Origin of the sequence: Streptomyces sp. NPDC045470 (genome assembly GCF_040646595.1) — a bacterium.
Taxonomy (GTDB): Bacteria; Actinomycetota; Actinomycetes; order Streptomycetales; family Streptomycetaceae; genus Streptomyces.
In genome coordinates this window covers 393,942-407,639 of the sequence record NZ_JBEZAN010000002.1, presented here as the reverse complement: position 1 = coordinate 407,639, position 13,698 = coordinate 393,942, and the positions used below count along the sequence as shown (strand labels likewise).

At 73.7% G+C, this 13,698-nt stretch carries 9 protein-coding genes; 6 read left to right on the top strand and 3 right to left on the bottom strand.

Annotation, left to right across the window (positions count from 1 at the left end; translation table 11 throughout):
• Positions 1-416: 416 nt before the first annotated feature.
• From AB0A97_RS08200 to AB0A97_RS08190, 3 genes are all read left to right on the top strand, one after another.
• Entirely contained in the window at positions 417-923 is a 507-nt protein-coding gene (locus AB0A97_RS08200) for a DinB family protein (RefSeq protein ID WP_361146214.1), read from the top strand.
• An 82-nt stretch (positions 924-1,005) separates the two neighbouring features.
• Positions 1,006-1,896 (top strand): RNA polymerase sigma-70 factor, encoded by an 891-nt coding sequence (locus tag AB0A97_RS08195; RefSeq protein ID WP_361146212.1) that lies wholly within the window; start codon positions 1,006-1,008, stop codon positions 1,894-1,896.
• A gap of 54 nt (positions 1,897-1,950) precedes the next feature.
• Positions 1,951-3,057 carry an FAD-dependent oxidoreductase gene (locus tag AB0A97_RS08190; RefSeq protein WP_361146210.1) on the top strand — a complete coding sequence of 369 codons (1,107 nt, stop codon included), beginning with the start codon at positions 1,951-1,953 and terminating at the stop codon, positions 3,055-3,057.
• A gap of 275 nt (positions 3,058-3,332) precedes the next feature.
• Here AB0A97_RS08190 and AB0A97_RS08185 read toward each other — a convergent pair whose 3' ends face one another.
• The 3 genes from AB0A97_RS08185 to glgX all read right to left on the bottom strand — a co-directional run bounded on the left by AB0A97_RS08185 (position 3,333) and on the right by glgX (position 9,500).
• Positions 3,333-5,324 carry an ABC transporter ATP-binding protein gene (locus tag AB0A97_RS08185; RefSeq protein WP_361146207.1) on the bottom strand — a complete coding sequence of 664 codons (1,992 nt, stop codon included), beginning with the start codon at positions 5,322-5,324 and terminating at the stop codon, positions 3,333-3,335.
• Entirely contained in the window at positions 5,321-7,231 is a 1,911-nt protein-coding gene (locus tag AB0A97_RS08180) for an ABC transporter ATP-binding protein (RefSeq protein WP_361146204.1), read from the bottom strand. Before AB0A97_RS08180 ends, AB0A97_RS08185 begins: the two co-directional genes overlap by 4 nt.
• Positions 7,232-7,334: 103 nt before the next feature.
• Positions 7,335-9,500: a glycogen debranching protein GlgX gene (gene glgX, locus AB0A97_RS08175; RefSeq protein ID WP_361147336.1), complete on the bottom strand. Its 2,166-nt coding sequence runs from the start codon at positions 9,498-9,500 to the stop codon at positions 7,335-7,337.
• A gap of 609 nt (positions 9,501-10,109) precedes the next feature.
• Here glgX and AB0A97_RS08170 point away from each other — a divergent pair.
• The 3 genes from AB0A97_RS08170 (at position 10,110) to AB0A97_RS08160 (ending at position 13,680) form a co-directional block, all read left to right on the top strand.
• Positions 10,110-11,291 (top strand): Ig-like domain-containing protein, encoded by a 1,182-nt coding sequence (locus tag AB0A97_RS08170; protein WP_361146201.1) that lies wholly within the window; start codon positions 10,110-10,112, stop codon positions 11,289-11,291.
• Positions 11,292-11,533: 242 nt separating this feature from the next.
• Positions 11,534-12,742: an Ig-like domain-containing protein gene (locus tag AB0A97_RS08165; RefSeq protein ID WP_361147333.1), complete on the top strand. Its 1,209-nt coding sequence runs from the start codon at positions 11,534-11,536 to the stop codon at positions 12,740-12,742.
• Positions 12,743-12,912: 170 nt separating this feature from the next.
• Positions 12,913-13,680 (top strand): enoyl-CoA hydratase-related protein, encoded by a 768-nt coding sequence (locus AB0A97_RS08160; protein WP_030018248.1) that lies wholly within the window; start codon positions 12,913-12,915, stop codon positions 13,678-13,680.
• Positions 13,681-13,698: the final 18 nt, after the last annotated feature.

Genomic DNA, 13,698 nt, shown 5'->3' with positions numbered 1-13,698 from the left:
GTCGGGCGTCGAACGGGCCGTGGGCGCGGAGTGGTGCGCTGTGGGGCTCCGCGTAACGGATGCGGGGAAGAGTGCCACCCGAGGACCGTTGTTGTCAGTGGCCGGTCAATAGTTGGCCGGAAAACGTCCGTAGAGCGGGGGATCGGGTCCGTATACAGGACGTGACGGTACGTCGATCCCCACCGGCCCCTCCCCGCACGGCCGCCCCGTCGCACCGCGGCCCAACAGGCAGTCCGGACCGCGCGCCCCGGGCGCATACACGTTCGACGTGCCGTCCGTCCGCCGCCGCGGCGGCGAAGCGTCGTCTTCGGCCACCTGAACGGAGCGGAACGGACCGGAACGGACCGGAACGGACCGGAATGCAGGTGCGGCGGCACGGCGCGCCCGGCATGATCGGGCGGTCGAAAGGACAGCAGATGACCACCGGACGAACCGGCCCGCCGATGCGCGGGGACGAACGCGAAACCCTCCGCGCCTACCTCGACTTCCACCGCGCGACGCTCGCCATGAAGTGCGACGGCCTGTCCGACGAGGACCTGCGCCGTCGGTCCATGCCGCCGTCCGCACTGAGCCTGCTCGGCCTCGTACGGCACCTGGCGGAGGTGGAACGCACCTGGTTCCGGCGGGTGATCGGCCAGGAGGACGTCCCCCTGGTCTGGTCGCCGGACGGCGATTTCCAGGCGGCGTACGACCCCGGGACGGCCACCCGCGAGGACGCGTTCACCGCCTGGCAGGCCGAGGTCGACCACGCCCGCCGCATCGAGCGCGCGGCCCCCTCCCTGGACGTCACCGCCCACGCGCCCCGCTGGGGCACCGACGTGTCCCTGCGCGTCGTGATGCTCCACGTCATCCTCGAATACGCCCGCCACAACGGCCACGCCGACTTCCTGCGCGAGGGTATCGACGGGGTGGTGGGCCCCTGAGGGCGCGCGAGGCCCACACTCCCGAAAGCCCTCCCGGCACCCTGCCGGGCGCCTTCCCGGCCCGTCCTGCCATGCTGCGGGCATGACCACGGAAGCCGCCACGGAGTTCGAGACGCACCGGTCCCGGCTCTTCTCGCTCGCGTACCGGATGCTCGGTTCGGCGAGCGAGGCCGAGGACGTCGTGCAGGACACGTACCTGCGCTGGAGCGCGGCCGACCGGTCCGCCGTCCGTACCCCGGCCGCCTGGCTCACCAAGGTCATGACGAACCTCTGCGTCAACCGGCTCACCTCCGCCCGCGCCCGGCGCGAGCTGTACGTCGGGCCCTGGCTCCCCGAGCCGGTCCTGACCCGCACCACCGACGGTCCGCTCGGCCCGCTGGAGACCGCCGAGCAGCGCGAGACCGTCTCGCTCGCCCTGCTCACCCTGATGGAACGGCTCACCCCGGCCGAACGCGCCGTCTTCGTGCTGCGGGAGGCGTTCGGCCACAGCCACCGGGAGGCCGCCGAGGTCATCGGCGTCGAGGAGGCGCACGCCCGGCAGTTGCACCGCCGGGCCCGCGAACGGCTCGACCGGCCGCGCCGGCACTTCGCCGTGGACGACACCCGGCGCAAGGAGATCGTCGAGCGCTTCTTCGCCGCCACCCTCGACGGCGACCTGGCCGGACTGGAGCGGCTGCTGGCCGACGAGGTGACCGCCTGGGCCGACGGCGGCGGCCGGGTCACCGCCGCGCGCCGGCCGGTCACCGGGCGCGCGAAGGTGCTCCGTTATCTGCTCGGCCTGGGGTCCCGGCCGGAGGCGGCGGCGGCCGGGTTCGTACCGGCCGAGGTCAACGGCGAACCGGCGCTGCTCGTCCGGCTGGGCGGGACGCTGCTGGCCGTCGTCGTACCGGAGGTCCACGAGGGGCGGATCAGCGAGGTACGGACGATCGTCAACCCGGACAAACTCGCCTTCGCCGCAGCCCAGCTCGCGTGAGCCGCCTCACAGCGCGGGCTGTCACGGATCCGCCCGCTCGCCGGTTCAGGAGGCATGACTCATCACATCGTGGTTCTGGGAGCCGGGTACGCCGGACTGGTCGCGGCGAAGGGCGCCGCCCGTAGGCTGCGGCGCCACGGCGGCGTGCACATCACCCTGGTCAACGCGTCGGACCGGTTCGTCGAGCGGGTCAGGCTGCACCAGCTCGCCGCGGGGCAGCCGCTGCGGGACCTCCCCCTGGGCACCCTCCTCGCCGGTACGGGCATCCGGCTGGCCGTCGCCCGGGTGACCGCCGTCGACGCCGCCGCCCGTACCGTCCGGATCGACGCCGCACCGCACGTCCTCACCTACGACACCCTCGTGTACGCACTGGGCAGCACGGCCGACACCACCACCGTCCCCGGAGCCGCCCTGCACGCCTCGGCGGTGGCCACCCACCAGGACGCGGTCCTCCTGCGCGCCCGCACCCGGGACACCCGCGGCCCGCTGGCCGTCGTCGGAGGCGGCCTGACCGGCATCGAGGCCGCCACCGAGCTGGCCGAGGCCCGTCCGGGGCGCACCGTGCACCTGGTCACCCAGGGCGAGGCCGGCCCCGGACTCTCGGAACCCGGCCGGCGCTACCTCCGCAACGCCCTGCGGCGGCACGGCGTCACGCTCCATGAACACACCCGCGTCGCCGAGGTCACCGCGGACGGCCTGGTCCTCGCCGACGGCGGCGGGCTGCCGGCCGACGCGGTCGTCTGGGCGGCCGGCTTCCGCGTACCCGACCTGGCGCGCGAGTCCGGGCTCGCCGTCGACGGCCGCGGCCTGATCACCGTCGGCCCGGACCTGCGCTCGCTCTCCCACCCGGAGGTCTTCGCGGCGGGCGACGCGGTGGCGGCGTACGGGCCCGACGGCTCGGCGTCCCGTATGTCCTGCCAGACGGGCCTGCCGATGGGCGCCCGGGCCGCCCGCAACGTCGCCGCCGCCCTCACCGGCCGCACCCCCGGCCCGCTCCGGCTCCACTACGTCTGGCAGAACATCAGCCTCGGCCGCCACGACGGCCTCACCCAGTTCACCCGCGCCGACGACAGCCCGGTGCCCGCCCTGCTCACCGGCCGCGCCTCGGCCCGCTTCAAGGAGGCCGTCACGCGGGGGACGGTACTGGCCCTGCGCCGGTGAGGGGCACCGGCAACGGTGTTCTGCGGCCGATGCGGAACCTGGGTGCGGGGGGGCGGTCAGCGCGAGCGACCTGACGGCCAGGCGCGAACCGACGACCGACGACGCGAAGTTACCCTGGTCGTCCACGGCGAGTCGCAGTTCACGGGGGAGGCGAACGCCGACGGGCACCTGGCGGCCCGTGACGTGGAGCGTCACGAGTCGCCCCGTCCACGCACCCGAGCGACGCCGTTCACGCCGATCTGCTCAGGAAACCGCGGAACCCAGGGCCCCGCGGCTCACACCACGCTCTCCCGCCACGCCCGGTGCAGCTCCGCGAAGCGGCCGCGGCGGGCGATCAGTTCGGCGGGGGAGCCGTCCTCGACGATGCGGCCGGCGTCCATCACCAGGACCCGGTCGGCCGTCTCGACCGTGGACAGGCGGTGGGCGATGACCACCGCCGTCCGGCCGCGCAGGACCGTTTCCATGGCGCGCTGGACCGCGCGTTCGCCGGGGATGTCGAGGGAGCTGGTCGCCTCGTCGAGGATCAGTACGGCCGGGTCGGCGAGCAGGGCGCGGGCGAAGGCGACGAGCTGGCGCTGCCCGGCGGAGATCCGGCCGCCGCGCTTGCGTACGTCGGTGTCGTACCCGTCGGGCAGGGCCGCGACGAAGTCGTGGGCGCCGATGGCCCGCGCGGCCCGTTCGACCTCCTCGCGGGTGGCGTCGGGGCGGCCGACGGCGATGTTCTCGGCGACCGTGCCGGAGAACAGGAACGCTTCCTGGGTGACCATGACCACCGCGCGGCGCAGGTCGGCGGTGGACAGGTCGCGCAGATCGACGCCGTCGACACGGACGCTGCCGGTACGGGGGTCTCCCGTGCCCGTACGTGACGGCGAGCCGGGGGAGGGGTCGTAGAACCGGGCCAGCAGCTTGGCCAGGGTGGACTTGCCGGCGCCCGTGGAGCCGACGACGGCCACTGTCTGCCCCGCGGCCAGGGTCAGGTCGAAGCGCGGCAGCACCTCGCCGCCGGTGCGGTAGGCGAACCGTACGCCGTCGAAGGTGACCTCGCGCCCCGGCAGCGCGCCGGGCCGGTCCGGCAGCGGCAGCGGGGCGGCGGGCTCCGGGACGCTCGGGCGCTGGGCGAGCAGCCCGGCGATCTTCTCCAGCGAAGCGGCGGCGGACTGGTAGGAGTTGAGGAACATGCCGAGACGGTCGATCGGGTCGTACAGCCGCCGCAGGTAGAGCACCGCGGCCGCCAGGACACCCAGCGCCAGACTGTCCGAGGCCACCCGGTACGCGCCCCACAGGACCAGCGCGGCCACCGCGACGTTGGCCACCAGACGCGAGGAGACGACGTACCGGGCCATCTCCAGTATGGCGTCGCCGTTGGCGCGCTCGTGCCGGCCGTTCAGGCGGGCGAACGCCGCGTCGTTGGGACGCTCGCGCCGGAACGCCTGCACCGGGCGGATGCCGTTGAGCGTCTCCGCGAACTTCACGATGACGGCGGCCATCGCCGACGACTTCACGCTGTAGACGCGCTGCGAACGCCGCTGGAAGGAGCGGACGAGCAGGTAGAGCGGCCCGGCGGTGGCGACGGCGGCGGCCCCCAGACCCCAGTCGAGGCAGAGCAGCGTCGCCGTGATGTAGACCGTGGCCAGGACGATGGACATCAGCTCCTGGAGCCCCTCGTTCAGCAGCTCGCGCAGCGCCTCCACGTCGGTGGTCGCGCGGGATATCAGCCGGCCCGAGGTGTAGCGCTCGTGGAAGTCCAGGCTCAGCGCCTGGCCGTGCCGGAAGATCCGGCCCCGCAGGTCGAGCAGGACGTCCTGGCTGATCCGCGCGGCGACCCGGATGAAGACGTACTGGAGCCCGCCGGCCGCCGAGGCACAGAGCAGGTAGCCCGCCGCCACGGCGATCAGCGGGCCGTGGTCGCCCGCCCGCAGGGCCGGGACGGCGTGGTCGATGGCGAAGGCGACCAGCAGCGGACCGGCCTGTACGGCGGCCTGCTGGAGCAGGAGGAGGACGGCCGCCGCCCAGGCGACGCGCGTGTGCGGGCGCAGCAGCGAGCCCAGCAGGCCGCGCGAGGCGCCCTTGGCGGTGGGCAGGAGGTCTTGGGCGAAGGCGTCGGCGTCGGCATCGGGGGAAGGGACGGGCGAGGTATCCGGTGACCCGTCCGGGAGCGGGTCCAGGGTGGCGGGGGTGACCGGGGAAGGGGACCCCCGGCGGGGCGCGCCGTCGCCGCCGTCCGGCGCGTCGTCCGTGGCCTTGCCCGTACCGGTGCTCGTGGTCATCGCACGCTCTCCCCTTCGTGCCGGGCGGCGTCCCCGCCGTCCGCCGTGCCGGACATCAGCGCCGCGTACTCGGCGTTCTCGCGCAGCAGCCGGTGGTGGCTGCCGACGGCCGCGATCCGGCCGCCGGACAGCAGCGCCACCCGGTCGGCGAGCAGGACCGTGGACGGGCGGTGGGCGACGACCAGGGCGGTGGTGGTCGCCAGGACCTGCCGCAGCGCCGCTTCGACCAGCGCCTCCGTATGGACGTCCAGCGCGGACAGCGGATCGTCCAGGACCAGGAAGCGGGGCCGGCCGACCACCGCGCGGGCCAGCGCGAGCCGCTGCCGCTGACCACCGGACAGGCTCAGCCCCTGTTCGCCGACCTCGGTGTCCGGGCCGTCGGGGAGCGCGTCCACGAACCCGTCCGCCTGGGCGACGCGCAGCGCCCGCCGGAGATCGTCGGGGCCGGCGCCCTCCCCGCCCATCAGGACGTTCTCCGCGGCGGTCGCGGAGAACAGGGTCGGCTCCTCGAAGGCCACCGCGACCCGGGCGCGCAGTTCGTCGCGGGACAGCGCCGTGATGTCCGTGCCGTCGAGGGTGATGCGGCCGCCGGTCGCGTCGTGCAGCCGGGGCACGAGCGCGGTGAGCGTGGTCTTGCCGCTGCCGGTCGCGCCGACCAGGGCCATCGTCTCGCCGGGGCGGATGTGCAGGTCGATGCCCCGCAGGACGGGCGGGGCGTCGGCGGGGGCGTCCGGATAGCGGAAGGTGACGCCGTGGAAGGCGAGGCCGGCGGCTCCGGGTCCGGTGACGGGCGGCTGCTCCGCCGCCTTCCGGGCGTCGTCCCGGTCCGCCACCGGCTCGTCCAGGACGTCGAAGTACCGGTCGGTGGCCGCCGCCGCGTCGTTGCTCATGGCGAGCAGGAAGCCGATCGACTCCACCGGCCACATCAGGGCCAGGGCCGTGGACAGGAACGCGACGAGGGTGCCGGCCGACAGGTCCCCGTCGGCCACCTGGACCGTGCCGAGCACCAGCGCCGCCCCGAGGGCCAGCTCCGGCAGCGCCATGATGCAGGCCCACAGGGCGGCCAGCAGCCGGGCCTTGCGCAGCTCGGTGGTGCGCAGCCGGGCCGTCAGCTCCCGGAACGCGCGGGCCTGGCTGCGGTGCCGGCCGAACCCCTTGACGATGCGGATGCCGAGGACCGACTCCTCCACGACCGTGGTCACGTCGCCGACCTGGTCCTGGGCCCGCCGCGCGGCCACCGCGTACTTCGCCTCGAAGACCGAGCACAGCACGATCAGCGGCACGATGGGCGCCAGCAGCACCAGCCCAAGCGACCACCGCTGCACCAGCAGGATCACACAGCCCACCAGGATCGTGGTGGCATTGACGATCAGGAACGTCAGCGGGAAGGCCAGGAAGAGGCGCAGCAGTTGCAGGTCCGTGGTGCCCCGGGACAGCAACTGGCCGGAGGCCCAGCGGTCGTGGAAGGCGACCGGCAGCCGCTGCACGTGCCGGTACAGGCGGTCGCGCATCGTGGCCTCGACACGCGCCAGCGGCCGCGCGACCAGCCAGCGCCGCAGCCCGAACAGGCCCGCCTCCGCGAGGCCGAGCAGGAGCAGATACCCGCCGCCCAGCCAGGCCCCGCCCGGGTCCCGGTCGGCGATCGGCCCGTCCACGAGCCATTTGAGGACCAGGGGGATGACCAGCCCGATGCAGGACGCGAGCACCGCCACGAACGCCGCCGTGAACAGCCGCGCCCGCACTGGCCGTACGAACGGCCACAGCCGCAGCAGGGAGCGCACGGCGGAGCGTCGGGCAGGCGGGCGTGACCCGTCGGCGGAGCCGGAGTCGGGGCGGGCGTCGAGGTCGGGGTCGGGAGCGGGTCTGTCGGACTGCTGCTGTCGTGTCACCTTCGCTGTATCGGCCATCGGTACCGAGAGTACGTCCCGCCACTGACATCACTCACCGGGTTTTCGCCGTGGCCCGCGCGGCAGTTGGGAGAGCTGAGACGTCCGGCCGCCGGCGCGGTCGTCAGTCCGCCACCACGCGCAACAGCAGCACCGACCGCTCAGGAACGGTGAGCCGGACGCCCGCGCGCAGCACGGTCCCCGGCGGCCCGTCCTGGTCCTCCAGAGAGGTGTCGACGACCAGCTCGTACGCGTCGGCCCAGGGCGGCCCCGGCAGGGTGCAGGCGACCGGGCGGTGGCCGGTGTGCAGGACGGCGAGGAAGCTGTCGTCGGTGACCGGGCGGCCCTCGGGGTCGCGTTGCGGAATGTCGGTTCCGGACAGGTACATGCCGAGGGTGGGGGTGGGCTCGTACCAGTCCCGCTCGGTCATCTCCGTGCCGCGCGGGGTGAACCAGGCCAGGTCCCGCAGCCCGTCCGGGCGCTGCGGCCGGCCGGAGAAGAACGCCCGGCGGCGCAGTACCGGATGGTCGCGGCGGAGGGCCATCAGCCGGGACGCGAGGGTGGCCAGCGCCCGCCAGCCCGGGTCGTCGAGGAGCGACCAGTCGACCCAACTCGTCGCGTTGTCCTGGCAGTACGCGTTGTTGTTGCCGCCCTGCGTACGGCCCATCTCGTCGCCGGCCACCAGCATCGGCACCCCGGTGGACAGCAGCAGGGTGGTGATCATGTTGCGTAGCTGGCGGCGGCGCAGCGCCTGCACGGCGGTGTCGTCGGTCTCGCCCTCCGCGCCGCAGTTCCAGGAGCGGTTGCCGTCGGTGCCGTCCCGGTTGCCCTCGCCGTTGGCGGCGTTGTGCTTGTGCTCGTACGAGACCAGGTCGCGCAGGGTGAAGCCGTCGTGCGAGGTGATGAAGTTGACCGAGGCGTACGGGCGGCGGCCGCCCCACGCGTACAGGTCGCTCGACCCGGAGAGCCGGTAGCCGAGGTCGCGTACGTCGGGGTGCGCGCCGCGCCAGAAGTCGCGCACGGTGTCGCGGTAGCGGTCGTTCCACTCCGTCCACAGCGGGGGGAACGCGCCGACCTGGTAGCCGCCGGAGCCCACGTCCCAGGGCTCGGCGATCAGTTTGACGCGGCGCAGCACCGGGTCCTGGGCGATCACCGCCAGGAACGGCGAGAGCATGTCCACGTCGTGCATGGAACGGGCCAGCGCCGCCGCCAGGTCGAAGCGGAAGCCGTCCACGCCCATCTCGGTGACCCAGTAGCGCAGCGAATCGGTGATCAGGCGCAGTACGTTGGGCTGGACGACGTGCAGGGTGTTGCCGCAGCCCGAGTAGTCGGCGTAGCGGCGGCTGCCGTCCGCCAGCCGGTAGTAGCCGCGGTTGTCGATGCCCCGGAAGGACAGCGTCGGGCCCAGTTCGCTCGCCTCGGCGGTGTGGTTGTAGACGACGTCGAGGACGACCTCGATACCGGCGTCGTGCAGGGCCCGCACCATCCGCTTGAACTCGCCGACCTGCTGGCCGCGGGTCCCGGAGGCGGCGTACGCGGCGTGCGGCGCGAAGTAGCCGATGGAGTTGTAGCCCCAGTAGTCGCGCAGGCCGCGGCGGAGCAGGTGGTCCTCGTGGGCGAACTGGTGCACCGGCATCAGCTCGACGGCGGTCACGCCGAGGCGGGTGAGGTGGGATATCGCGGCCGGGTGGGCGAGGCCCGCGTACGTGCCGCGCAGCTCCTCGGGGATGCCCGGGTGGAGCATGGTGAAGCCGCGGACGTGCGTCTCGTACAGCACCGTGTCGGACCAGGGCGTCTTGGGCCGCCGGTCGTCCATCCACTCGTCGCCGCCGTCCTCCGGGTCCTCGTCGGCGACGACGACGCCCTTGGGGACGTACGGGGCCGAGTCGCGGTCGTCGCGCACGGTGTCGGCGACGTGCTGCTGCGGCCAGTCGCGTACGTGCCCGTACACCTGGGCGGGCAGCGTGAACTCGCCGTCCACGGCCCGTGCGTACGGGTCCAGGAGCAGCTTCGCCGGGTTCCAGCGGGCGCCGGTCCACGGGTCCCAGCGGCCGTGCACCCGGTAGCCGTAGCGCTGGCCGGGCCGGACGCCGGGCAGGAAGCCGTGCCAGATCTCGTGCGTCAGCTCGCTGAGCGGGTGGCGGGTCTCGCGGTCCTCGTCGTCGAAGAGGCACACCTCGACGGACTCCGCGCCGCCCGCCCAGAGGGCGAAGTTGGTGCCCGCCACGCCGTCGGGGCCCGTACGGTAGCGGGCCCCGAGCGGCTGCGGGCTGCCGGGCCGTACCGGCACCGGGAGCGGGTCGGCCCGGTCCGTCGCGTCCGCCGCGTCCGGTGCGGGGGCCTGGCGGGGCGGCTGGGCGGGGGGCGGGTGGACGCGGTGGCCGTTGACGGGCGCGGCGCCGGCCCCGCATGCCGTGCCGCTGCCGGGCTCCGTGCCGTTCGCGGTGTCCGGGAACGGCGCGTGCGCAACACCCTGCTCCGTACCCGCGGCCGGCGCCGTACGTCCGGGGCCGGCGCCGTCCCGCTGCCCGTCCCGCAGGCCGTCCTCGCCCCGCACGTCCCGTACCGACTCCTGCTCGGGTGCGCTCGACACAGGCCAGCCTCCCGCGGCTCATGGCTCGGTCGGACGGGGACCGCGCGGCGTCCCGGCCGCGCGCCCGGACCGTCCTCCCCTGTGTTCTTCCCGCAACGGGCCGTCGCCTCACGTTTCCTCGGCGCCGGGGGTCTCGTTGGTCTGTCCGTGACCTATCGCGGCGTGACATATCGGGACATGGAGTGGCGGATCCTCGTAGGGCGGACTCCCGGACGGATCGCCTCCGTACCGGCACCTTCCGTGCGGCGGCCCCCGGAGGGGGACCGTCCGGTACGGCCGCTCCACCGGGGCAGGGGGCCGTCCTCCGTGACGGCCGCCACCGTCGCCGTCCTCACGGCCGCCGTGGCGCTGGCCGGCTGCGGGCTCCCCGGGACGGTGGCCGGGAGCAAGCCGCGGTCCCCGAAGGAGGCGATCAGGGTGACTCCGGGGGACGGTGCGAAGGGTGTACGGGACACCGACCGCATCACCGTACGGGTGCCCGACGGGCGGCTGGAGCGGGTCGCCGTCAGCCGCATCGAGGACGACGGCAGCACGCCGGTGCCGGGCCGGATCACCCCGGACGGGCTGAGCTGGCGCCCGTCCGGGACGGCCCGCCTCGCGCCGGCCGCCCGCTACACGGTCGACGCGGTGGCCACGGACGGGCACGGACGCCGCACGGCCCGCCACACCACCTTCACCACCTTCGTGCCGCCGCACCGCCTCGTCGGCTTCTTCACGCCCGAGCACGGCGCCACCGTCGGCACCGGCATGATCGTCTCGCTGGAGTTCAACCGTCCGGTCGCCGACCGGGCGGCCGTCGAGCGTGCCGTCTCGGTCACCGCCCGGCCCGCCACCGAGATCGCCGCCCACTGGTTCGGCGCCCGCCGCCTGGACTTCCGGCCGCGCACCCGCTGGCGGCCCGGTACGCGGGTCTCGATGGACCTGCGGCTGCGCGGCGTACGGGCCGCACCCGGTGTGCTCGGCACCCAGCGCAAGCAGGTCCGGTTCAGGATCGGCCGGGATCAGACCAGCCGGGTTGACGCGGCGGCGCACACGATGACGGTGTGGCGCGGCGGCCGGCGGCTGGCCACGCTCCCGGTGACCGCCGGGAGCCTCACCAGCCCCACGTACAACGGCAGGATGGTGATCCTGGAGCGGCACCCGGTGACCCGCATGGACGGGGACACGGTGGGCTTCGGCGGCGAGTACGACATCCCGGACGTGCCGCACGCCCTGCGTCTGACCACGTCGGGAACGTTCCTGCACGGCAACTACTGGGCGCCGCCGCGTACCTTCGGCGGCACCAACACGAGCCACGGCTGCATCGGGCTGCGGGACACCCAGGGTGGCGGCCCGGACACCCCGGCCGGCTGGTTCTACGACCGGTCGCTGGTCGGTGACGTCGTGGAGGTCGTGAACTCCCGGGACCGGGTGGTGGCGCCGGACAACGGCCTCGGTGGCTGGAACATGCCGTGGCGGATGTGGCGGGCGGGCTCCGCGCTGCGCTGAGAGGCACCGCGGGGCGACGACGTTTCCGGCCGACTTCGGGGCGAACCGGACCCCCTTTCGTGCGATCCCGCCCCACGCATATCACTTGAGGCCGAACGGTGACATCGCCGGGTGAAGCCACTGTCAGTGGGGTGTGGTTATCTATCGGCTGAGCGTACGTGGGTAGATATGCGCGTACGGGGGAGTGCCGGCCGGGCGAGGGAACAAAGGGGCCAGTCGTGAACGTGCAGCAGGGGCAGCCGGTGCCGGGGGCGCGGCGAGCGGGGCCGTCGAGGAGCGGCGGAGTGCTCGCACTGCTGCTGTCGGCACTGCTGATACTCGTCACCGCCTGCGGCGGCGGGGGCGAGGACAAGAAGGGCGGGGGGACCGACGCGGACAAGCAGCCCTCGCAGGCCAGTGTGACGATCACGCCGAAGGACGGCGCCAAGGACGTGGCCACCGACGGCGCCCTGAAGGTCAGCTCCTCGCGGGGCCGGCTGACCTCGGTCAAGGTCCAGGACGACAAGGGCAATCCGGTCGAGGGGAAGGTGACCGGCGGCTCGGTCTGGCAGCCCACCGGCAAGCTGCGCGCCGCGACGACGTACAAGGTCGACGCGGTAGCCGTCGACGATCAGCTCCGCGAGTCCGCCCGGCACGCCACGTTCACCACCCTGGTCCCGGAGAACACCTTCGTCGGCCGGTACACCCCGGAGGACGGCCAGACCGTCGGCGTCGGCATGCCGGTCTCCATCAACTTCACCCGCGGGATAACCGACCCCGAGCGCGTCCAGAAGGGCATCAAGGTCACGGCCGAGCCCTCGGTGCCGATCGCGGGCCACTGGTTCGGCAACGACCGCCTCGACTTCCGCCCCGAGACGTACTGGAAGCCCGGCACGAAGGTCACGCTCGACATCGACCTCAAGGGCGTCGAGGGACGGCCGGGCGTCTACGGCACGCAGTCCAAGCACATATCCTTCACGATCGGCCGCAGCCAGGTGAGCACGGTCGACGTGAAGGCGAAGGAGATGTCCGTCGTCCGCGACGGCAAGAAGATCAAGACGATTCCGATCACCGCGGGCGGGCCGGGCACCGAGACGTACAACGGCCAGATGGTGATCAGCGAGAAGCACGAGGTCACCCGGATGAACGGGGAGACCGTCGGCTTCGGCGGCGAGTACGACATCGCGGACGTGCCGCACGCGATGCGGCTGAGCACGTCCGGCACGTTCATCCACGGCAACTACTGGTCCGGCCGGTCGACGTTCGGCTCCCGCAACGCCAGCCACGGCTGCATCGGCCTCTTCGACCAGCGCGGTGGCGGGGACAGGTCCACCCCGGCCGCCTGGTTCTACGCCAACTCGCTGATCGGCGACGTGGTCACGGTCAAGAACTCCCACGACGAGACGATCGCGCCCGAGAACGGCCTCAACGTGTGGAACATGTCCTGGGAGAAGTGGCGGTCCGGCCAGTAGGCACGGTCCGGCCGGTGAGCGCGGGCCGGCCGGCAGGGGCGGTCCGGCCGTAGTCGGCGGTCCGGGCGCCCGGCGTGGCCCGGCGGTGGACGCGATCCCGCCGCCGGTGTCCGCACCGTTGACCGAAGGGCGCCGGTCCCCACCGCGTTAACGCGGACTAACCTGCCCTCATGACTGTGAACTTCGAGGTCGCCGAGGGCGTCGGCACCATCCGCCTGGACCGCCCGCCGATGAACGCACTGGACGTCGCCACCCAGGACCGGCTGCGCGAGCTGGCCGAGGAGGCCACCCGCCGCGACGACGTGCGCGCCGTCGTCATCTGGGGCGGCGAGAAGGTGTTCGCGGCCGGCGCGGACATCAAGGAGATGCAGAACATGGACCACGCGGCCATGATCGAGCGCTCCAAGGCCCTGCAGGACTCCTTCACCGCCGTGGCCCGCATCCCCAAGCCCGTGGTCGCCGCCGTCACCGGGTACGCGCTCGGCGGCGGCTGCGAGCTGGCGCTGTGCGCCGACTTCCGGATCGCCGCCGACAACGCCAAGCTGGGCCAGCCGGAGATCCTGCTCGGCCTGATTCCGGGGGCCGGCGGCACCCAGCGGCTGGCCCGGCTCGTCGGCCCGTCCAAGGCCAAGGACCTGATCTTCACGGGCCGCCAGGTGCGGGCCGACGAAGCGCTCTCGCTCGGGCTGGTCGACCGGGTCGTGCCCGCCGCCGAGGTGTACGAGCAGGCGCACGCCTGGGCGGCCCGGCTCGCGGCCGGTCCCGCCATCGCGCTGCGGGCCGCCAAGGAGGCCGTCGACGCGGGCCTGGAGACCGACATCGACACCGGCCTGACGATCGAACGCACCTGGTTCGCGGGGCTTTTCGCCACCGAGGACCGGGAGACCGGTATGCGCAGCTTTGTCGAGGAGGGTCCGGGAAAGGCCAAGTTCCGCTGAATCGCGCCCGGTTGGCGG

Excerpts from the sequence above, each read along its gene's own strand:
- AB0A97_RS08160 (WP_030018248.1), top strand. The coding sequence starts at position 12,913 with ATGACTGTGAACTTCGAGGTCGCCGAGGGCGTCGGCACCATCCGCCTG.
- AB0A97_RS08180 (WP_361146204.1), bottom strand. The coding sequence starts at position 7,231 with ATGGCCGATACAGCGAAGGTGACACGACAGCAGCAGTCCGACAGACCC.
- AB0A97_RS08195 (WP_361146212.1), top strand. The coding sequence starts at position 1,006 with ATGACCACGGAAGCCGCCACGGAGTTCGAGACGCACCGGTCCCGGCTC.
- AB0A97_RS08190 (WP_361146210.1), top strand. The coding sequence starts at position 1,951 with ATGACTCATCACATCGTGGTTCTGGGAGCCGGGTACGCCGGACTGGTC.
- AB0A97_RS08200 (WP_361146214.1), top strand. The coding sequence starts at position 417 with ATGACCACCGGACGAACCGGCCCGCCGATGCGCGGGGACGAACGCGAA.
- AB0A97_RS08185 (WP_361146207.1), bottom strand. The coding sequence starts at position 5,324 with ATGACCACGAGCACCGGTACGGGCAAGGCCACGGACGACGCGCCGGAC.